Annotated in this window: 25 protein-coding genes, 1 tRNA gene and 1 pseudogene; 3 read left to right on the forward strand and 24 right to left on the reverse strand. The window is 31.5% G+C overall.

Annotated elements, in window-relative coordinates; translation table 11 throughout:
* Window positions 1-125: 125 nt before the first annotated feature.
* The 16 genes from HYI43_08020 to bshC form a co-directional block, all read right to left on the reverse strand.
* Window positions 126-824 (reverse strand): DivIVA domain-containing protein, encoded by a 699-nt coding sequence (locus HYI43_08020; protein UDI78493.1) that lies wholly within the window; start codon window positions 822-824, stop codon window positions 126-128.
* A gap of 42 nt (window positions 825-866) precedes the next feature.
* A complete protein-coding gene (locus HYI43_08025; protein UDI78494.1) occupies window positions 867-1646 on the reverse strand; it encodes an RNA-binding protein in 780 nt (259 codons plus the stop codon).
* Window positions 1647-1797: 151 nt separating this feature from the next.
* Entirely contained in the window at window positions 1798-2088 is a 291-nt protein-coding gene (locus HYI43_08030; protein ID UDI78495.1) for a YggT family protein, read from the reverse strand.
* A gap of 12 nt (window positions 2089-2100) precedes the next feature.
* Window positions 2101-2694 carry a cell division protein SepF gene (locus tag HYI43_08035; protein UDI78496.1) on the reverse strand — a complete coding sequence of 198 codons (594 nt, stop codon included), beginning with the start codon at window positions 2692-2694 and terminating at the stop codon, window positions 2101-2103.
* An 11-nt stretch (window positions 2695-2705) separates the two neighbouring features.
* Window positions 2706-3374 carry a YggS family pyridoxal phosphate-dependent enzyme gene (locus tag HYI43_08040; protein ID UDI78497.1) on the reverse strand — a complete coding sequence of 223 codons (669 nt, stop codon included), beginning with the start codon at window positions 3372-3374 and terminating at the stop codon, window positions 2706-2708.
* 117 nt (window positions 3375-3491) lie between these two features.
* Window positions 3492-4295 (reverse strand): peptidoglycan editing factor PgeF, encoded by an 804-nt coding sequence (pgeF, locus tag HYI43_08045; GenBank protein UDI78498.1) that lies wholly within the window; start codon window positions 4293-4295, stop codon window positions 3492-3494.
* A gap of 244 nt (window positions 4296-4539) precedes the next feature.
* The gene (gene ftsZ, locus HYI43_08050; protein ID UDI78499.1) at window positions 4540-5721 is read right to left on the reverse strand and encodes a cell division protein FtsZ; all 1182 of its coding nucleotides are present in this window, start codon (window positions 5719-5721) and stop codon (window positions 4540-4542) included.
* A gap of 29 nt (window positions 5722-5750) precedes the next feature.
* Window positions 5751-7187 carry a cell division protein FtsA gene (gene ftsA, locus HYI43_08055; protein UDI78500.1) on the reverse strand — a complete coding sequence of 479 codons (1437 nt, stop codon included), beginning with the start codon at window positions 7185-7187 and terminating at the stop codon, window positions 5751-5753.
* A 103-nt stretch (window positions 7188-7290) separates the two neighbouring features.
* Complete coding sequence (locus tag HYI43_08060) at window positions 7291-8640, reverse strand: FtsQ-type POTRA domain-containing protein (GenBank protein ID UDI78501.1); 1350 nt, start codon at window positions 8638-8640, stop codon at window positions 7291-7293.
* A 15-nt stretch (window positions 8641-8655) separates the two neighbouring features.
* Complete coding sequence (locus tag HYI43_08065; GenBank protein ID UDI78502.1) at window positions 8656-10005, reverse strand: UDP-N-acetylmuramoyl-L-alanine--D-glutamate ligase; 1350 nt, start codon at window positions 10003-10005, stop codon at window positions 8656-8658.
* 1 nt (window position 10006) lies between these two features.
* Complete coding sequence (locus tag HYI43_08070) at window positions 10007-10972, reverse strand: phospho-N-acetylmuramoyl-pentapeptide-transferase (protein ID UDI78503.1); 966 nt, start codon at window positions 10970-10972, stop codon at window positions 10007-10009.
* Between the two features lie 209 nt (window positions 10973-11181).
* Complete coding sequence (locus tag HYI43_08075; protein ID UDI78504.1) at window positions 11182-13500, reverse strand: penicillin-binding protein; 2319 nt, start codon at window positions 13498-13500, stop codon at window positions 11182-11184.
* Entirely contained in the window at window positions 13481-13882 is a 402-nt protein-coding gene (gene ftsL, locus HYI43_08080; protein UDI78505.1) for a cell division protein FtsL, read from the reverse strand. Before ftsL ends, HYI43_08075 begins: the two co-directional genes overlap by 20 nt.
* Window positions 13883-13895: 13 nt before the next feature.
* On the reverse strand, window positions 13896-14831 hold the full coding sequence (rsmH, locus tag HYI43_08085) for a 16S rRNA (cytosine(1402)-N(4))-methyltransferase RsmH (GenBank protein UDI78506.1): 936 nt from the start codon (window positions 14829-14831) through the stop codon (window positions 13896-13898).
* Between the two features lie 14 nt (window positions 14832-14845).
* Window positions 14846-15277, reverse strand: a complete 432-nt coding sequence (mraZ, locus tag HYI43_08090) for a division/cell wall cluster transcriptional repressor MraZ (protein UDI78507.1) — start codon at window positions 15275-15277, stop codon at window positions 14846-14848.
* A gap of 142 nt (window positions 15278-15419) precedes the next feature.
* The gene (bshC, locus tag HYI43_08095) at window positions 15420-17033 is read right to left on the reverse strand and encodes a bacillithiol biosynthesis cysteine-adding enzyme BshC (protein UDI78508.1); all 1614 of its coding nucleotides are present in this window, start codon (window positions 17031-17033) and stop codon (window positions 15420-15422) included.
* Between the two features lie 193 nt (window positions 17034-17226).
* Here bshC and HYI43_08100 point away from each other — a divergent pair, with 193 nt between their 5' ends.
* A complete protein-coding gene (locus HYI43_08100; GenBank protein ID UDI78509.1) occupies window positions 17227-17676 on the forward strand; it encodes an N-acetyltransferase in 450 nt (149 codons plus the stop codon).
* Between the two features lie 96 nt (window positions 17677-17772).
* On the opposite strand, the gene HYI43_08105 is transcribed toward HYI43_08100, so the two are convergent.
* The 8 genes from HYI43_08105 to HYI43_08140 form a co-directional block, all read right to left on the reverse strand.
* A complete protein-coding gene (locus tag HYI43_08105) occupies window positions 17773-18465 on the reverse strand; it encodes a noncanonical pyrimidine nucleotidase, YjjG family (GenBank protein ID UDI78510.1) in 693 nt (230 codons plus the stop codon).
* A 112-nt stretch (window positions 18466-18577) separates the two neighbouring features.
* Window positions 18578-18712, reverse strand: coding sequence for a beta-class phenol-soluble modulin (locus tag HYI43_08110; protein UDI78511.1), 135 nt, complete (start codon window positions 18710-18712; stop codon window positions 18578-18580).
* A gap of 53 nt (window positions 18713-18765) precedes the next feature.
* The gene (locus tag HYI43_08115; protein ID UDI78512.1) at window positions 18766-18900 is read right to left on the reverse strand and encodes a beta-class phenol-soluble modulin; all 135 of its coding nucleotides are present in this window, start codon (window positions 18898-18900) and stop codon (window positions 18766-18768) included.
* 53 nt (window positions 18901-18953) lie between these two features.
* A complete protein-coding gene (locus HYI43_08120) occupies window positions 18954-19088 on the reverse strand; it encodes a phenol-soluble modulin PSM-beta-3 (protein ID UDI78513.1) in 135 nt (44 codons plus the stop codon).
* Window positions 19089-19141: 53 nt separating this feature from the next.
* On the reverse strand, window positions 19142-19276 hold the full coding sequence (locus HYI43_08125; GenBank protein UDI78514.1) for a phenol-soluble modulin PSM-beta-2: 135 nt from the start codon (window positions 19274-19276) through the stop codon (window positions 19142-19144).
* A gap of 59 nt (window positions 19277-19335) precedes the next feature.
* The gene (locus HYI43_08130; protein ID UDI78515.1) at window positions 19336-19470 is read right to left on the reverse strand and encodes a phenol-soluble modulin PSM-beta-3; all 135 of its coding nucleotides are present in this window, start codon (window positions 19468-19470) and stop codon (window positions 19336-19338) included.
* A gap of 52 nt (window positions 19471-19522) precedes the next feature.
* Window positions 19523-19657, reverse strand: a complete 135-nt coding sequence (locus HYI43_08135) for a phenol-soluble modulin PSM-beta-2 (protein UDI78516.1) — start codon at window positions 19655-19657, stop codon at window positions 19523-19525.
* A gap of 59 nt (window positions 19658-19716) precedes the next feature.
* The gene (locus tag HYI43_08140) at window positions 19717-19851 is read right to left on the reverse strand and encodes a phenol-soluble modulin PSM-beta-3 (protein ID UDI78517.1); all 135 of its coding nucleotides are present in this window, start codon (window positions 19849-19851) and stop codon (window positions 19717-19719) included.
* A 471-nt stretch (window positions 19852-20322) separates the two neighbouring features.
* Here HYI43_08140 and HYI43_08145 point away from each other — a divergent pair.
* Together HYI43_08145 and HYI43_08150 are read left to right on the forward strand one after the other, a co-directional pair.
* A pseudogene (locus tag HYI43_08145) lies at window positions 20323-20639 on the forward strand (hypothetical protein).
* Window positions 20640-20834: 195 nt separating this feature from the next.
* A tRNA-Arg gene (locus HYI43_08150) sits at window positions 20835-20908 on the forward strand.
* The last annotated feature ends 6 nt before the right edge of the window (window positions 20909-20914 follow it).

Consider the following 20914-nt stretch of genomic DNA (forward strand, 5'->3'; position numbering starts at 1 on the left):
AATCAATTATTAATTTATACAAGTTAGTGATATAAGACATAGACTTTTATTAGGCTTCCACCAACCCTAACTCGCTGTAAAAAGTTAATTATCTCTTACGTGTCTAACTTGATATATGGATAGATTTATTTTGATGTAGATTCACTATTAATAACGCTAGCATTGTTAGTGATTGATTCACTTGTGCTAGTTGATGCACTAGTACTTTGAGATGAATCAATATTATTACTTGTACTTGCATTAGAAACAACACTACTAGATTCAGATTGTTGAGATTGTGCATTTGCTTGTTCTGAAGATGTGATATCTTGGCTATTTAAATGTTGAAAATTTTCTTGAGTCACTTGTTCAGCATCTATATCATAATTTAGCAAGTAATCCCAGTCATCATTTTTTAGTAAATCTAATTGTGCTTCAACTAACATACGGAAACGAGATCTGAATATTTTAGATTGACGTTTCATATCTTCAGTTTGGAAAGATAAGTGTCTTGCTTTTTCAATTGCATCATTTACAATTAAATCTGCTTGCGCCTGTGCTTTACTAATAATAGCTTCCGCTTCTTTATTAGCAGCTAATTTAGTTTCCTCACCGGCTTGTTGTGCTTGTACAAGTGCATCACTTACTGATTGATGTACTTGTTGATAAGATTTAATATTAGTATCTCTCTCTTCAACAACTTTTTCAAGTTGTTTTTTTTCTTCTTTTAAGCGTTCAATTTCATTACTTAACTGCGATAAATAATCACTAACTTCAGCTGGTTCTAAGCCATTTTTTACTTTTGTAAATTCTTTATTTTTAATTTCACTCGGTGTAAAAGGCATCCTACATCCTCCTTAAGTCTATCTATGATTTACTTTTTATTCTTACTTGAACAATGTTCGATACGTAATATGAACTTTATCTTTTTTGGTTTTACCACCCACGTCGGTAATTTGAGCTCTCCCAAATCCCTGAATGGATAATAAATCATTAATTTGTATTTGAAAATCAGGTGAATCAATAATGGTATGATTCACTTTCACGCGTTTCTTTTCAATTAGCTGTTTTGCAATAGATCTTGATTTATGAATCATTTCTTTCAAAACGACATCTAATCTTAGTGCACTAACTGTGCTACTATGAATCTTCCAATTCTCTTCTGATTGTATCATATCTTTAAATGGAATAGAATTAAGTTTAACTGAAGCGCCTCTAATCTTCGTTAATTCCAACATAATATATGATTCTAATTGCTTTGTCAAAACAAATTGAATCGTACTACCAGTAATAATGTCACCTACTTGCTCTCTTTCAATTCCTAAAGACATTAAAGTACCAAGTACATGTTGATGCTGTATATTTACAAACTTTTCAGGATAAGTGATTTGAATTAAAGACACTTCAAAGTCATCTTCATTTGCTTCAAAATAATTTGGTGCTATAATTGCCCTTTTTCTTTCAGAATATTGTCCACCGAAAAATGTCACATGCATATCATCAAAACTTCCTACAATGACTTCAAGAATGTATTGCCCTCTTGGATCTAAAAAGTTAGTTAAGACGGGTGCATACTGTTGATTAACTTGTTCACATTTCCCCAATAATTGATCTATTAAAGTATGTTCTTCATTTCTAAAATGCTGATAAATATCGATGTTTTTCACCGCCTTTTCAAGAAAATTTATTAGTTAAAAATGTTTAAAATGATAGTGTCATTATTATTAGTAATTATCTTTATTCATCTATGTTCGAATGACAAAAGAGGTTGAAACAAGTTTAATTGTTTCAGCCTCTCACTTAAATTTATATAAAATATTATATTAGATAGTTTAAAATCATAGTAAAGATACTTCTTAAACCAGCTTGGAACAACATAAGTACAAATAGTGCGGCAAGTGATGAAATATCAATCATTCCGATTGGAGGAATAATCTTTCTAAATGGTTCTAAAAAAGGTTCATATAATTTAGCTAATATTTCCCCAAGTTTAGACTCACGAATACTTGGTACCCATGACGTAAAGAAATAAATAATCATACCGAAATAATATATTTGTACTAAAAAAAGGATAAATTTAAATATATATGCTAAAAGACTTACATCCATCTAGTATTCTCCTTATTCGTAGTGTTGCGTTTCCATCTGTTCAATATGGTCGGTAATACTACCTGCAACTTCTACATTATCTGGTGTACAAAGGAAAATATCGCTACCAACACGTTGTATATCGCCACCAATAGCGTAAACTGTACCACTTAAAAAATCGATAATTCGTTTAGCAGATACCTTATCGATGCGTTGTAGATTAACCAAAGTTGCACGACGATTTTTTAATTCATCTGCAATATCTTGTGTGTCAGAAAACACGCGTGGTTCAAATAAGCACATTTTTGAACTTTCATAAGTACTGTAACCTTGAGATGATTGATTCATAGTAACTACATTCTTAGTATTAGACTTTGATGGTGTATTGTTCATACGATTATTCCTTTCTTCAGAGTTATAATTTCTTGATGCTTTCTTTTGAGGAACAGATTTTAAATTTGTTTGATTATTGTATTGTCTTTCTGATTGTTGCGTTTGCTTTTGTTGAACATTGTTTGATTCAGTTTCTTCATTTTGTACAACACGACGTTGACGTTCTTCAGGGCCTTCTACTTCTTCTTCATCTTCCATTAGAAAAAAATTATTAAATAAATCTTTAATAGCCACGGGGCTCACTCCTATTCTCCTACAAGTTTAGTCCCTATTCTTATAAATGAAGCACCTTCTTCTACGGCAATTGTATAATCATTACTCATTCCCATAGATAAAAATTCACAAGGTGCATAATCTAATTTAAGGTTTTTAATTTCGTCTCTTTTTATTCTTAATTGTTTAAATAACTGTCTAATATACTCAGTATCTTCTGTGTATGGTGCCATTGTCATTAATCCGACAATTTTGACATTTTCATATTGTTTTAATTGTTCAATAAAATCATTAACTTCACTTAATGCAATACCATGTTTTGATTCTTCTCCAGAAACATTTACCTGTAAAAAACATGATATAACATGAGTCGCTCTTTTATTGATTTCTTTAGCTAGACTTAAACGGTCTAACGCATGAAAATAATCAACTTCATTAATAACATCTTTTACTTTTCTTGATTGTAAAGAACCTATAAAGTGCATCGTAACATCATTTGGAAGTGCGTTTTTCTTTTCATGGAAACCTTCCAATCTATTCTCACCAAAGTGTCTTAAACCTGCATCATAAGCTTCTTTAGCTCGCTCTATTGTAACATATTTTGTCACTGCAATCACGTTTGGTATAGTATCTGAAACACTTTTTTCAAAATGAGTCTTAATCTCGTTATCAATTATTTCTAAATTGTGTTTAACTTCCATATTATTATCAACCTCTTAAATACTGGTTTGCTTACTTTTAAATCATTTAACCTTTGAAATATTTGCTCAACTTATACATCATTACACCCTGATTGTTAAAGATAAAATGATTAAAAATTATGCATTGTCAAATTGTTGTCCAATAAATGCTAACATTCTTCCAGTTTGTCCTTTTTCTACTCGATATGAAAAGAAATTAGTCAAGTCTTCAGAAGTAGCATGGTTCGTAATATAAATATTTTCTTTCGGCACACCATTATGTTGAAGTAATAGTGAGTTAGCGTATTTCAAATCGATTCCGTGGCAATCTTCCTTACGTGTTTCGATATATTTAGTTGAATCAATTGGTAATGTTTCAAATTTGGATTTGATATCATCATTGATTTCATAAGTATTAGAGGTAGCAGGTCCTATAACAATGTTTAAATCATTGTAATCAAAATCGATATGTTTCAACATTTCCACTACGATTTGTCCAAATGTACCTCTCCATCCAGCATGTGCTAAACCCACGAAATGATGCGCTTCACTATAGAAATAAACAGGTACACAATCTGCGTAACACATTGTTAGTAACACGTCAGAATCATATGTATAAATACCATCAACGCCATGAAGTGCTCCTGTTATACTATCAATATTTGTACCTTGTTCATTTTGTGTTACTCTTACAACTTTATTTTCATGCGTTTGTATCGGGAAGACCCAACTCGAACGATTAAAATGTATTGCTTCGGCAAGAATTTCTTGATGTTTAGTAATATTTTCTGGATCGTCATCAATATATCTAGCCATGTTAAAGGCATTTTCTGGATATAAACTATATCCACCTTCACGCGTAGTGAAACCGAGCGTAACAGTTTCAAGATCATCAGATTCATAATTCAAATAATGGGGATGCTTAACAAATTTTTCAGACACGTGAAAAAACCACCTTGTATTAAGTTTCTCTATATTAACAAAATTCAAATGATATAACCTTTACTCTAAATATGAATATAAATATATTATATAACAATATTCACTTTATTTTAAAGTATATAAAAAAGGGAGCAAACTGGAATTCACAAGTGAATTCGTCGTTCTACTCCCCCAAATAGGAATGATTCAATAAAATTTAATTTATTAAAACCATACAACGAAATGTTATCTAAACTTATTTTAATTAACGTCTAGTTCTTCTAGAACGTCTTTCTTCTCTATTTCTAATAAAGCTAGGAATATCGTCATCTTTAGTAGAGTGACTTCTTTCGCTTACACTTTCAGAAGAACGTGAACTTGAAACATTTTGTGAATATGATTCATCTTTTGACGCACTAGATGGTGTTGAAGCACTTGAAGTAGCACTTGTACCGAAACCAGTACTTGAAGCTTTACGTCCTTGTGATGTTGGTTTATCTTCAAAACCAGTAGCAATAACTGTTACAACGATTTCATCTTGTAATTCTGGGTTAATTACAGTACCAAAAATCATGTTTACATCTTCATCAGCAGCGTCTTGTACGATATCTGCAGCTTCTTGAGCTTCAAATAATGATAATGATTCTCCACCAGTGATGTTCATTAACACACCTTGTGCACCAACAATAGAAGTTTCAAGTAATGGTGATGAAATAGCTTTCTTAGCAGCTTCTACAGCTCTATTTTCACCTGAAGATACACCGATACCCATTAATGCTGAACCTTGATTAGACATAATTGTTTTAACGTCTGCAAAGTCTAAGTTTACTTCACCTGAAACAGCGATTAAGTCTGAAATACCTTGTACACCTTGACGTAATACATTATCTGCTTCTTTAAATGCTTCCATCATAGGTGTTGATTTATCAACGATATCTAATAATCTATCATTAGGGATAACGATTAAAGTATCAACAGCAGCTTTCATAGCTTCAACACCAGCAGCCGCTTGAGTTGAGCGTTTACGTCCTTCAAAACCGAATGGACGAGTAACAACACCAACAGTTAAAGCTCCCATTTCTTTTGCGATTTTAGCTACTACTGGTGCAGCACCTGTACCAGTACCGCCACCCATACCTGCAGTTACAAATACCATATCTGCACCTTGGATAGCATCTTCAATTTGTTCGCGTGATTCTTCTGCAGCTTTTTTACCAATTTCTGGATTAGCACCTGCACCAAGTCCGCGAGTTAATTTTTCGCCAATTTGGATTTTAGATTCAGCTTTAGATAAGTTTAAAGCCTGTCCATCTGTATTAATTGCAATAAATTCAACGTTATTCATACCGTGGTCGATCATGCGGTTAACAGCGTTATTACCACCGCCACCTACACCGATGACTTTCAATGTCGCCAAATGATTAAATCCTTGTTCAAATTCTAACATTTATATTTCCTCCTAGTCTTAATGGCCAATCATTCAAATAGAGATTTCATAAGTTTTTTAAATTTACCCTCTTCTTTTTGAGGTTTTTCATGTTCATCATCATAATGTTGTTCAGAATCTTGATGTACTTCCTGGTTATCATACTTATCATGATTATCTACCTTTTCCACTCTTTCACGAGGTTCATTGTAGTCTTCTTCATAAGAATCTTCATTTTTATTTGACTTACGTTTAAACCAGTCAAATCCACCAGATTTAGAAGTAGTATCTCTTTCATCATCTTCGATTACTTCTTCTTCAAATTCATCATTGTCTTGATAACTCATTGTAACATAATCTAATAATTCATCAAAAGCGATACTACTAGATATAGTAGAAATAGCAGAAGTGAATTCTGGTTTTCTAATTCCCATTTGAGATGGTGTATGAATTCTAATTTTTTCATTTACCATTGTATTTAATAATTCTTTAATACCTAATAAGTTTGAAGAACCACCAGTGACAATGAATCCACCGTTTACTCTTGTTAGTCCTAAATCAACTAACACATCAAAAACTTCATCAAAGATATCTTGCATTGTTCTTTCAATAACTTTACTCAAATCTTTTTGAGTATATTCTACTAATTCATCACTATCTACTTGATCAACACTAAATACATCTTGGTCTGACGCCGAGTTAGCAAAAGCATGTCCATATTGATGTTTGATTTTTTCGGCAGTTTCATATGTAGTATTTAATTCTTCAGCAATATCATCTGTAATGTCTCGACCTGCTAATTCAATTGAATCTGCATCAACTAATTCTCCACGTTCATAAAATGCAACTTGTGTTAAGTCTTCACCGATATCAATCACACAAGCGCCTAATTCTTTTTCAGTAGCAGTTAAAATCGAACCATAGTTATATGCATCTGAATATACGTCTAATACATCAACGCCACATGATTCAACACATTTAATCATATTGATGAGAATAGACTTGTGAATAGCTATTACGCCTGCTTCCACTCTTAAAGAATGTCTAGCAATAAGTTCTTTCGGATCTGAAACTTCATTATCACCGTCTACAATAAAACGAATTGGAAATACATCAATTACATCTGTATCAGCAACGTCATTTTTTTGACGGATACCTTCCAACACATCCTCAATGTGAGTGCCGTTTATTTCAGTATCTTCATAAAAATCAATTTCATTTGCTTCATCATATACTTCAGTACCAATGATAGGTAATTTTAAAAATACTTCTTTAATGTCTACACCTGATGCGATAGAAGCTTTTTTAATTGTATCTTTAATTGCTTGTTTAGCAATGTCAAAATCATCAATCAAACCATTCTTAATACCGCTAGTGTAGGTTTGTCCTGTACCTATCACATTTATTCCATTGTGAAATTTTTCGCCTACTATCGTTTTTACACTTGATGAACCAATATCTATGCTTACATAGTAATGTTCCTCCATAGATAGGCACCTCCTGACAAATTACTATTAAAATACACTATATTTAGTTTACAATACGTCGATAAGCTTGTGAACTATAAACACATATTAATATCGAAATTTTTTAATTATTTGAATCTGATTGTTCGTTAATTTTATTTAATGCACTTTGTAACTCATCTTTTGCATCTGTTTCTTGTTGTGATTTTTGACGTACATTTTGATCAGATTTCGAATCTACGCTACTATTTTCATTATTAGGGATAAATGAAGCACCTACAGATAAGTCGATATAACCTTCATTTTTGAGGTTTCCTGAACTATCTTTTGATAATGATTGTGACATTTGTGGATAATATTTAATTTTATTTGCAATCGTCTTCATATTACCAACAACTTGCATGTCATCTTTCATATATAACAAGATACGATTAGGGCTATTTTGTTCTGGTGCATAGTTTATTTCTGCAATCATATTTCTTACTTCAGAAGGCATTTTTGATAATGCTTTTATCATGTTATCTTTATCATCGCCTTTGAAACCATCTAAAATAGGCCCACTACCAGCGATATCACCGTCATAATTTTTAAGTTCTTTGTTTCCTTCTATGACAGGCACATAATTATTTTTATCTTTAACAACACCCACTACTTCATTTTCAACAATCTGAACTTTTAAAGTGTTTGGTAATTGTTTTTCGATTTTAACATCTTTAATCAAATCATTCTTTTTTAAATTACTAATGCCCTTACTTTTACTATAAGTATACATTCGAGAACTATCTTTGACGTCTAATGCCTTCTCAATTTTACTGTCACTAATATTATTATTACCACTAATTTTCACATTAGATATACGACTCAATGGCGTGAACATATAAATTAGAAACAGTAAAATTAAAAGTACTAAAATGGTAATAATAATGTACTGAATTCTTTTTTGGCGTATTCTACGCACTTTTCTTTGATGTTCTCTTCTTTCTTGTGGTGTTAAATGTGCAAGATGTTCTTCTTTTTCCTGTTGTTTTGCTCTTCGATTATCTCTAAAGCGTATTAACCTATCATTAAGTGTTTGTTTCTTAGTTTTATTTCCCTTATGCTCATTCGTTTTTTCATTATCATGTTCCATTGAATTCAAAGATGTATCTGTTGTTGATTCATCAGTTGTTGAATCAGCCTCATTTGAATCATCTTCTTGTGATTTTTCATCAGTAATATTTGAATTTTGAATGTTATTTTGTTCTTCATGCTGTTCTTTATCGGAATCGTCAGATGTTTTTATCTTATCATTTTTTTCATTGGTAGATTGGTCTTCTCTATCATTCGTTTTATTAATTTTATATAAATCATCTGAATCATCATATTTATCAATTTCTTCTTGGTCGTTTGAATCTTTCAATTCACGATTTCTTCTTTCAATCGTACTTTTTATAGAACTCACTTTACTGGTTCTACGTCTTCTCTTATCACCCATTTAGTATCACACCCTTTAGTAAGATGGTAAGTGTGCACGGAAACTTTCTATAAATCTTTCACCACGTTCTTCAAATGTATTATACTGATCCCAACTTGCACACGCTGGAGATAATAACACTACATCATTGGGTTCAATGATTTCTTGTACTTTACTAACAGCATCTTCAATATCTGTAGCTTTGATTACTAATTTTCCTTGGCTATTACCTAATTTCGCAAATTTTTCTTGGGTTTGTCCGAAAACGACCATCACACGGACATTCTTCATATAAGGTATGAGTTCATCAAAGTCATTGCCTCTATCTAATCCACCACATAACCAAACGATTGGTTGCTTAAATGAGTTTAGAGCAAATTGTGTAGCCAATGTATTCGTCGCTTTTGAATCATTATAATACTTATTCGTACGGTTTGTGCCTATATATTGAAGTCTATGTTCAATACCAGAAAACGTCGTTAAACTATCAATAATAGCTTTAATAGGTACACCAGCTAAAATTGAAGCTAACACTGCTGCTAATATATTTTCTAAATTATGTTCTCCAGGCAATACTAAATCTTCGACATTGATAATTCTAATACCTTTATAAATAATAAAGTTATCTTTAATGTATATACCATCTACTTTTTGTTGCGTTGAGAAATATAATGTTTTCGCTTTTAAACTTTCAGATTCGATTAAATGTCTTTGATGATAATTGCAAATTAAATAATCATTTTCTGTTTGATTTTTATAGATTTGTTTTTTTGCATTTTGATAATTTTCTAATGATTCATGATAATCTAAATGCGCTGAATAAATGTTAGTAATGATTGCAATATGAGGGCGATAATGTTCTATTCCTAATAATTGGAAAGAAGATAACTCAGTAATCAAATATTCATTAGCTGATGTTTCTTGTGCCACTTTAGATGCTACATATCCAATATTTCCTGAAAGACGACCTGTCAATCTACTCTTATTAAACATATCTCCAATTAAAGAAGTTGTAGTAGTTTTACCATTTGTACCTGTTACAGCTATAATCGGCGCCTCTGATATAAGATAACTTAATTCAACTTCTGTTAAAATTTTCAAACCACGGTCGTATGCTTCTTTAATAATAGAAACAGTATAAGGTATACCTGGATTTTTAATAATAATAGGATTATTCTCCAACAGTGACAATGGATGCCCACCGTCAACTATTTTAACGCCTAGCGTTTCTAAATCTTTAGCATGTGGATCTTGAGATAAATCTTTGCCATCATTTACTGTTACATTTGCACCTAGTTTTGTTAATAATTTAGCTGCTTCATAACCACTTTTTGCTAATCCTACAACAAGAACATCTTTATTCTCTAATCCTGTATAATTTAGCATCTTAATGCACTCCTATCCATAATCCAATTAATCCTGAAATTAAACCAACAGTCCAGAACACTGTTACAACTTTCCATTCTCCCCAACCACTTAATTCAAAATGATGGTGAATTGGTGTCATTTTGAAAATACGTTTTTTAGTTAGTTTGTAAGATGAGACTTGCAGCATAACTGAAGCAGTCTCAATCACAAATACTAAGCCAACGAGTAATAATGATAATTCCTGATTTAGCATAATTGAAATTGTAGCAAAAATACCGCCTAAAGCTAAACTACCGGTATCACCCATAAATACTTTTGCAGGATTTAGGTTATATGGTAAGAAACCTAATAATGCAAAAATCATTATGATACAAAATGCACCGATTGCTGGTGAATCTAAAACAAAGCTCATTATGGCATACATTGTAAATCCTATAATTGATAAACCAGTTGCTAAACCATCTAAACCATCTGTTAAATTCACAGCATTAGAAAAACCAACTTGCCAGAATACAATAAAGATCACGTAGGCAAATGATAATGGGATACTAATATTTGTAAATGGAATATTTAAGTTTGTTGAAAATTCAACAAGATGAAATACATCACTTAAAATAAAGAAAATAATAGCTATAGCTATTTGTGCCAAGAATTTTTGTTTACTTGTTAATCCTTGGTTATTCTTCTTAACAACAATAATATAATCATCAATAAAACCAATTAATCCAAATCCAATAGTTACAAATAATAACAAAATAATAGGATTAGAATTATCAACAAAGAAAATTGCAATAATTGATGTAATGATAATACTAATTAAAAAAGTCAAGCCACCCATTGTTGGTGTACCAGTTTTTTTCATGTGGCTTTGTGGACCTTCTTCACGTATACTTTGTCCAAATTTCATTCGTTTAAGTGTCGGGATTAATACAGGTACTAATATGAACGTAATTAGTAGCGCGATAATCGCAAGTATGAAAAGCATAATATTCTCCTTTATGTATATTTAATTTTTAAGATAATTCTCTGTAATTTTAGATTTGATTTTATCTTTTTTAGTTTATCAATTTTTGAATTGAATTCACATCAATTTAAGTATGAAATCTAGATAAGAGCTATGATTGAATGGACCAAGATTACCATTTTGTCGTTGTCATAGCCCCTTACCTTTCATTCATACACATTTACGTTTAATTAGTTTGAATCATTTTTACTATTTGAATCTTTACTTTCTGACGATGATTTTGATTTATCTTTTGATGATTGATTTGATTTGTCCGACTTAGAAGATTTATCAGTTTTCTCTGAATCAGATGATTGACTTGTATTATCTGATTCACTAGTTGCGTCACTAGATGAATCGTCTGGATCTTCAGTAGATAATTCAATTTCAATCTTACTGCTATCTTTCAATGTTGTGCCATTAGTTATTGACTGTTTAGTTACATAACCGTTTCCTTTCGTTGTCACATTGATTCCAGTCAACTCTTGGAAGGCAAGTACGTCGTCTTTCGTCCAGCCCTTCATATTTGGCATTGTTTTATCTCCGTCAGTTAATAGTAAAACTTTACTATTAGGTAATACTTTTTTATTTGCTTTTACTGATTGTGACTTGATGGTATTACCACTACCGATAACAACAGCTTTTAAGTTTTCAGATTGAAGGCTTTCTTTAGCTTTATCAGTAGATTGACCAGCTACGTTTGGCACTTTGCTATATTGGGCAGATTTTGTTTCATCCTTTTTAGAACCTACATTTAAGTATTTAAGTGTATTTTCCATAATTGGTTTGAACGCTTTACTTACACCCATTTCATACGCTTCTTGGTCATTTTTTTGAGCTAAACTCATACCAGCATAAACGATAACTTTAGGGTTTTTCTTAGGTGCATCGCCAATAAAGCTTACAAAGTAAGGATTTTCTCCTTTTACATAACCGCCACCATTAGAATCAGCTACTTGGGCTGTCCCAGTTTTACCTTCAATATCATAGCCATCTATACGATAATTCATCGCATGACTTTTTTTACTATTTACTACTTTATCAAGTTCATTTTCAACTTTACTTGCGGTATTCGCTGTAATTGGTTTACCTGCTATTTCTTTTTTACCTTTATAGAATGTTTTATTAGAAATAGGGTTTGAGATATCTTCAACAAACCAAGGTTTCAACATATTACCTTTATTAAAGAATGCTGATTGTGCTTGTATCATTTGGACTGGTGTCACAGTTGTTGACTGTCCGAACGCTGACGTTTTTTGTTGCAATTCATTTGACCAAGCGATATTACCTGATGCTTCTCCATCAAAAAGACCACCAGTTTTCTTACCAAAGCCGAATCTTTCATACCAAGATTTCATTTTATCTGTACCTACTAAATCTTGTAAATGCATCATTAAGGTATTAGATGAATATGTGAAACCAAGAGACATTGGTATTTCACCCCAACCAGTCTTATTCCAGTCAGAAATTCTTGAACCCATAATGTCACGATGCCCTGATTCATATTTTTTCTTTGGATCAAATTTCCCTTCTTGAATGGCTGCGGCTAAACCATATGATTTAAAAGTTGAACCAGGTTCATACGTATTTTGATATAAATCGTTTGCCCATTTTTTACCGAAGTCTTCTCCTGTTTCAGGATTAAAAGTTGGTCGTTGACTGTAAGCGAGTATCTCTCCAGTTTTTGCATCCATTACTACAGCAAACATATCTTTTGGTTGATATCTTTTAACCATATCATCCAGTGCTTCTTCAACAAATACTTGGATATTTGAATCTATTGTTAAATGGACATCATCTCCACGTTTAGGAGATGTTTCATGCTTAGAATTTGGAGCAATATATCCCCAAATATCTTGAATATACGATAGTGCACCTTTCGTACCACTAAGATAACTATCAAATATTTTTTCAACACCTAAAGCACCTTTTAATTCTCCTGTATCTGGATTTTTTTGTGCCATACCAATTAGATGAGAAGCAAAGTTTCCATTAGGATAAAAACGCTCTGTTTCAGGATATAATGTAATTCCTGGCAAATTCATTTTTTCCAATTTTTGTTTATCATCATAAGTTAGATTTGTCCCTTTTTGTCCAAATTCTACTTGGAATGCTTTTTTCTGATTTAAACGTTTTTCAATTTCTGCTGGCTTCATATCAATAATTTTAGATAATTGCTTTGCTGTTTTCTTCTTATCTTCTACATAGCGAGGTTTATCCCCACTTTTTCCAGCACTTTTATCAATTACCGCTACAACTTTATATCTTTCCACATCTTCAGCAAGAACTTTACCATTTCTATCATAAATTTTTCCACGTTCAGCCTGTTCTTGACTATGAACAAGATATGTTTCATTTGCACGCATAATTAAGTTTTGTCCGTCTGAGTGTCCAGTTACCATAATATATGAATATCTTAAAACCAATATAAAAAAGAGCAGTCCGAATATACCAACAAGGAGGACTGCTCCTAATTTATTTTTTCTAATTTTAATTTTTCGCTTCGCCATTAGTACGCACTACCTTTACATTGTCGTTATTTAGGCTCATTCCTTGTTCTTTTGCCTTATCGTAAATGCGTTGGTAAGAAGAATTTTTCTTAATTTCAGATTTGATTGCGCTGTTTTCACTGGATTGTTTTTCTATTTTAGTATCTAAATCTGCAATTTTCCCATTCGTATCATACGCATCCATTTTTAAAGATAGCATATAGATAGCAATCACAGCAATTGCAGTAACAAGCGTTATGTATAAAAACTTTTCAAACCTTGTTAGTTGGACAACAACCTTTTTAGTTACTGTTCGTGTTTCTGGTTTCGATTTCGGTTGTTGTTTCGGAATACTATTGTGCTGGGTCTCTTCATATGGTTCATATATTTTCTCTACAGCCATCTTCAATTACTCCTTATTTTAAAATTTCTGCCACACGTAACTTCGCACTACGCGCTCTATTGTTTTCATCTAAATCTGTATCAGTTGCCGTGATAGGTTTACGGTTTATTCTTTTTAGTTTAGGTGTATATGCTTCAGGAATAATTGGTAATCCTCTAGGCACATCAGGACCTTTTTCATATTCTTGGAATATTTGCTTACATAACCTATCTTCCAATGAATGAAAGGTAATTACTGAAATCCTGCCCCCTATTTTAACTAGGTCAATCGCTTGTTCAATTGAATCTTCAAATGCAGATAGTTCATCATTGACAGCAATACGTATAGCTTGAAAGACACGTTTTGCAGGATGACCACCTTTTCTTCTTGCTTTAGCTGGTATGCCTTCTTTGATGATATCAACAAGTTCTAAAGTAGTTTCGATAGGATGTTGTTCACGATGCGCTTCAATTCTTCTTGCTATTTGTTTCGAAAATTTTTCTTCACCATAGCGATAAAAAATTTTAACAAGCGCTTCATATGACCAATGGTTTACAACTTCGTAAGCACTTAGCTCTTGAGTTTGATCCATTCTCATATCAAGCTTAGCATCATGATGATAACTAAACCCACGTTCTGGAACATCAAGTTGTGGGCTTGAAACACCTAAGTCATAATAGATACCATCTACTTTTTCAATGTTTAAGTTTTTTAAAATGTCAGTTAATTCTCTAAAGTTACTATGTACGAACGTGACTTTATGCAAATGATCTTTTAACACTTCTTTAGCATTCTCTAAAGCAGTAGTGTCTTGGTCAATTGCAATTAATCTGCCGTTGTCATTCAATTGATTTAATAAATAAAGTGCATGTCCCGCTCCACCAAGCGTACAATCTACATAGATGCCGTCTTCTTTGATGTCTAAATAATCAATTGTTTCGTTGAGCATTACGCTTATATGATGAAACACGGTTAATTCCTCCATTAAAAATCAAAATCTATTAAATCTTCAGCAATATCTTCGAAACTTTCTTCTGATTCATCATAAAAATCATTCCAAGTCTCTCTATCCCAAATCTCAATTCGATTTGAAACGCCAATTACAGTACATTCTTTAGTAAGTTTGGCGTACTTTCTCAAATTTTGAGGGATATTGATACGCCCCTGTTTATCGAGTTCGACTTCGATGGCACCTGAGAAAAACATACGCATAAATTTACGTGCATCTTTCTTAGTCATAGGTAAGGTTTTCATTTTCTCTTCTATTTGTTGCCATTCTTCAAGCGTGTACCCAAATAAACATTTATCAAGGCCTCGTGTGATAATAAAACGTTCATTTAAGTCATATCTAAACTTAGATGGAATTATCATACGTCCCTTAGCATCTAATTGATGCTCGTATTCTCCCATGAACATTATTATCACCTCACCTTATTTATAATTTACCACATCTCACCACTATCCTCCACTAATTCTGTAAAATATCTTAAATTTATTTATATAAACAAAAAAAGGCCCATTTTATCATTCTGATAAAATGGGCCTAAAGCCAGTGATATTAAGGTTTTATAATAATTTGATCAAAAGTGTATTCAAGTGGTGGATAGGTGGAGGGACTGAACACTTCTATCCCAAAATCATTCATAATTTGAAGTGCGTTCCATACTCTTTCTTGTAAACCATGGAGAGGATGTAATACATTTTCCAATTCTCTAAAGTGTTTCATACTTATTTCGTTTTCTCTTTCAATGTTAAGCAAATAACGTTTGATTAAGTAATCAAATTGTTTATTATGGATTTCATTATTTTTAGATATTAAATTCATATTGTCTTGATTATCATTCACTTCATCATACAATTGTTGATACACTTTTGCATGTTGTTTTTTTAATTCCTCTACTTCTTGAATAACTTTTTCGGATGCTTGAGCACGTATGAATTTAGCTCTATCTTCTTCAATGCCATTTTCTATTACATTATCGACTTCAAGATCATACTGCTTAATGAGTTTTGACGTTCTATCCATCATATAAGTCATTTTCATCCGAGGTAATACAATTGGCATTTCAACGCTTAAAAGCTTAAATACTTCATTTAATTCTGCCCAGTATTTAATTTCACTAGGTCCTCCAATAAATGCCACCGTGTTAAACAGCCATTCTTCCATTACTGGTCTCGTTACAACATTATTTGAAAACCGTTCCGGCTCTGCTTCTATCAAATTCAATATGTCTTTTTTTGAAAATGACGTGCCAGATTTACTTAGTTTAAACATGTAATCATCTGAAGTTAACAGTTGACGCATATCATCATTATGAAGGAACAAATGAACGTTTGTATCTGTTTGTATCATTTGTGCCAATCCAGAATTTATCGTCTTCTGTTGTGTATTTCTAAATGCATTATCAATTTCATCATGTATATTAATGATTTCTTTTAACAATGGTTTTTCAAGTTGACGTAATTTATCAAATTGCGCATCAATGAGTAATAATCCATGTTCTTTAAAAATTTCATGCAACAAGGCTTTAAATACATCTGTCCATGTATCATTTGTATCAATGATACTTATACACATGTCATAAAGTCCTTTAGTGTGTTTAGTTTCCTTTAAAGTTTTAAAGAAATGATTTAAAGCTTCAACCATTGATTCTTTATCAAATTGATATCTTGAGACATTGGTTTCAGGTGGCGTCATAGTATGATATTTAGTTTTATACAACTTTGCATCTTTGGCATTAAATGCATATGTATGATTTACTTCATCAAAGTCATGATCTTCACCTGCAATCCAAAAGACCGGTACAATATCTTGCCCGTGTTCACCTTTCAATTGATTACTAAGTGTTACAATTGAAAGAATTTTATGGAATGTATAAAGTGGCCCGCCAAATAACCCAGCTTGTTGTCCACCTATTACAACTTTAGCTCCATTCCCTAATGCTTTTATATTATCTTCTTGAGAAGACGTTAATACTAAATCAGACATATATGCTTTTATGACGTTCGCTAATTGGCGCTCTCTTCCATTATTTGGACGTTGCAATCTATTAACAAAGCTGCTTTGCTCCATAGGATCATATTGATAAAACTTTAATAGTTGTTCATCACTTTCTTTTAATCGTGAGATAAACGAATCTTTTTCTTTAAAATATGTTACTTGACAGTCCATATTTGTACTCCTCCAACATAACTATTACTCATATAGTATAAAGATTATAGTTCCATCTGACAATTTAACGGCTTAAATATTAAAAATTTAAATTGTATTCCAAATTTCACTGATAATTTAAAATATAATTAAATGAAATTTACATAATATTTGAGTTATAATAAGAGAAAAGGTATAAGGGGGAAGATGCAATATGAGTGAAGTACGTCATCTTGATATCAATTTTAAAACTGATAAACTTTTTGAAGCATTTAGAGAATATGGTAATAAAGATTTATATATGGTTGAAGAATTACAAGGTCAGTTAATTGATGCCAGTGCAGAATCACCATTCTATGGTATCTTCCATGGTGAAAACTTAGTCGCTCGCATGGCCTTGATGAAAAAAGGTGATGTTGAGGAAATTTATTTTCCTAAATATGACGATTACTTATTACTATGGAAATTAGAAGTTTTAGAAGATTATAAAAATCGTGGCTATGGTAAAACATTAATAGATTATGCTAAATCATTTGATATGCCTATTAAAGCAATAGCACGTCAGAACTCTAAAGATTTTTTACTTAACCACAATTTTGAAGATGTTCAAGCTAAGAATCCTGAAGGACATGATGTATTAGTTTGGGATCCTAAAAATAAATAATAAAAGCACAGAAAATATAATTAATGCCTTAAATTAAAAAGTGCCAAGTAGTTGATTAATGTTGATTAACTACTTGGCGCTTCTATTTTTTATAATTTATGATTCTTCAACCAATCTTACTAAATCTTTCAAATTATTAATTTCATAATCTGGATGTATATTTGATTCATTATTTTTATTTCTCACATTAAACCAACACGTTGCGATATTGGCATTTTTACCTCCAAGAATATCGGAAGTCAAAGAGTCGCCTACTATTATAGAGTAATGACGTTTATCTTCTCCAATTTCATTAAAGATATAATCAAAGAATTCCACCATTGGCTTTTGATAACCTGTTTCTTCTGAAATAAATACTGCTTCAAATGAATCTTTAAATTCTAATTGAGCAATACGTCTTTTTTGAGTATCTGTTACGCCGTTTGTAACAATATAAAGTTTACAGTTTCGAGATAATCGGTTTATAGTTTCTTTGGTAGAATTAAAGTATTTTAGTGGTGCCTTTGCCAATTCATCTCGAAATGAAATATCTGCTTCTTTACCATTTACTTTAATTCCATAATGATCAAAATACTCTATAAATCTATTAGACAATACTTCATCTTTGGTCAATTCATTTTTTTGAAAAGCTTCCCAATGTGCTTGATTTACTTTTTTGAAATATTGAAAGTCTTCTTCAGTTGGAAAATGACAATAATGTTTAGCCATATTATGAAAAGCTTTGTCTTCAGCATCATAAAAATCTACTAAAGTATCGTCGAAATCTAATAAAATAGTGTTATACTTCATCTTTGCCATCCTTATATTCGTTTCAATTAATCATTTTTATTGTACCAGATTATTTTATAACAATAAAAAAAGACCAGGGCGCTTGCCCTAGTCCATCTTATAATCATATAACTTAGAATCCGAAGATTTTACCTAATGCACTAACACCGTTTTCTACGATACCTACGATGCTTGTACCTAATTTAGCCCAGTCTTGGTTTTGTCCTGCTTGAATTGCGTTTGCAATTGCTTCTGCTAATTTTTGCATTATAATCTCTCCATTCATTTTTATTATGTGATATATGTTTTAAAATTGATTAATTAGAAACCGAAGATTTTACCTAATGCACTAACACCGTTTTCTACAATACCTACGATGCTTGTACCTAATTTAGCCCAGTCTTGGTTTTGTCCTGCTTGGATTGCGTTTGCGATTGCTTCTGCTAATTTTTGCATTATAATCTCTCCATTCAAATTATTATTAAGAAATTGATTACTCAGTCATAAACTTAGAAACCAAATAATTTACCTAAAATACCTACGCCGTTTTCTACGATACCTACGATGCTTGTACCTAATTTAGCCCAATCTTGGTTTTGTCCTGCTTGTACTGCGTCTGAAATTGCTTGTACTAATTTTGACATTGAAATCGCTCCATTTCTTTTTTAATTAAATAAATTGTCTATAACGCTATAATTTAGAAACCAAAGATTTTACTTAATTCTGTTACACCATTAGAGATAACATCTAAAATGCTTGTACCTAATTTAGTCCAATCTTGATTTTGTCCTGCTTCAATTGCACTTTTTACTGCGTTTGCGATTTTTTCCATGATAAATATCTCCTTTGTATTCTTTATTTATACATTTAAATTGACTTATAATTTAAAACTTAGAAACCGAATAATTTTCCTAAAATGCCAACACCATTTTCTACGATACCTACGATGCTTGTACCTAATTTAGCCCAGTCTTGGTTTTGTCCTGCTTGCACTGCATCTGAAATTGCTTGTACTAATTTTGACATTGAAATCGCTCCATTTCTTTTTTAAATTGATTAGTTATTAATTGCTTTATGATTAGAAGCCAAAGATTTTACTTAATTCTGTTACACCATTAGAGATAACATCTAAAATGCTTGTACCTAATTTAGTCCAATCTTGGTTTTGTCCTGCTTCAATTGCACTTTTTACTGCGTTTGCGATTTTTTCCATGATAAATATCTCCTTTGTATTGTTTATTTATATTTTTAAAAGTACTTATAATTTAAAACTTAGAAACCGAATAATTTTCCTAAAATGCCAACACCGTTTTCTACGATACCAACAATGCTAGTACCTAATTTAGCCCAGTCTTGGTTTTGTCCTGCTTGTACTGCATCTGAAATTGCTTGTACTAATTTTGACATTGAAATCGCTCCGTTTCCTTATTTAATAAATTCGAAATGTAGTTATTAACTTTAAGTAGCTTAAAGCTTTTCTTAAAAACTAAAACGATAATTAGGTTTTTTGTTTACCTATCGTTTTGTTACTTATACTATATATCGATTTAACGCTTTTGAGTCCTATCTTTCTTAACTCAAAAATAAGACATCAAAACTGTAAGTCGTTAGTAACGTTAATTACACTTAGGAATTCATATATGTTGTACAAAATCTGACAATTCTGCAAACGTTTACAATAGCTTTACATTGGCTTTAAATTAATTTAAAATTGACCTGATTTTAATGGTGAGCTAAATAACTAAGCGCTATGTTTATACTCAAATTTCAAACAAATGCATTCTAACTTGCAGTTCGATAACATGTATAGATTAAGGTGTATTTTGAATTAATAATTGGTATCATTTAAGAAGGATTTAATTTAAGAAGTATATACTTATGTATTATATATTGTCGGTTTTCACTATAATAAGTGCATTTACAAGTCTAGGCTTCTCAATGCAATCATGTATACAAACAAAACAAGTGAACGCATTCTACGCCTTTTCACGCAGTTTAGCAATTGCACTGTTAGCCTTTATAACGATACTAATTACCAACAATAGTCTCTTAATTTCGTTATCTATTTTGATGATTATCGTTCAATTATTGGATGGCGTTGTAGGAATAATATCTAAGAATCGCTTTAAAACGTATGGTCGTTTATCGTTTCATTCGTTCATAGTTGTTTATTAATAATTTTTATTATTTTTTGAATGCGATTATTTATGTGCTTATCTGACTTATTGATTTTATTTAAATCCATTGTCTTTATGTATTACTTAGCTTTCAGATAATTTAAATGAGTAACAAATACACATAATTAGTGAAAAATATAAACTTTTTTTATATTAAAGCTATTGCTAAATAAGGTTTCTTTAGCTATAATAATTCTTGTGTTAAAAATTCATGTCCTGGTAGCTCAGCTGGATAGAGCAATGGCCTTCTAAGCCATCGGTCGGGGGTTCGAATCCCTCCCAGGACGCTATTA

Source organism: Staphylococcus taiwanensis, from assembly GCA_020544305.1.
GTDB lineage: Bacteria > Bacillota > Bacilli > Staphylococcales > Staphylococcaceae > Staphylococcus > Staphylococcus taiwanensis.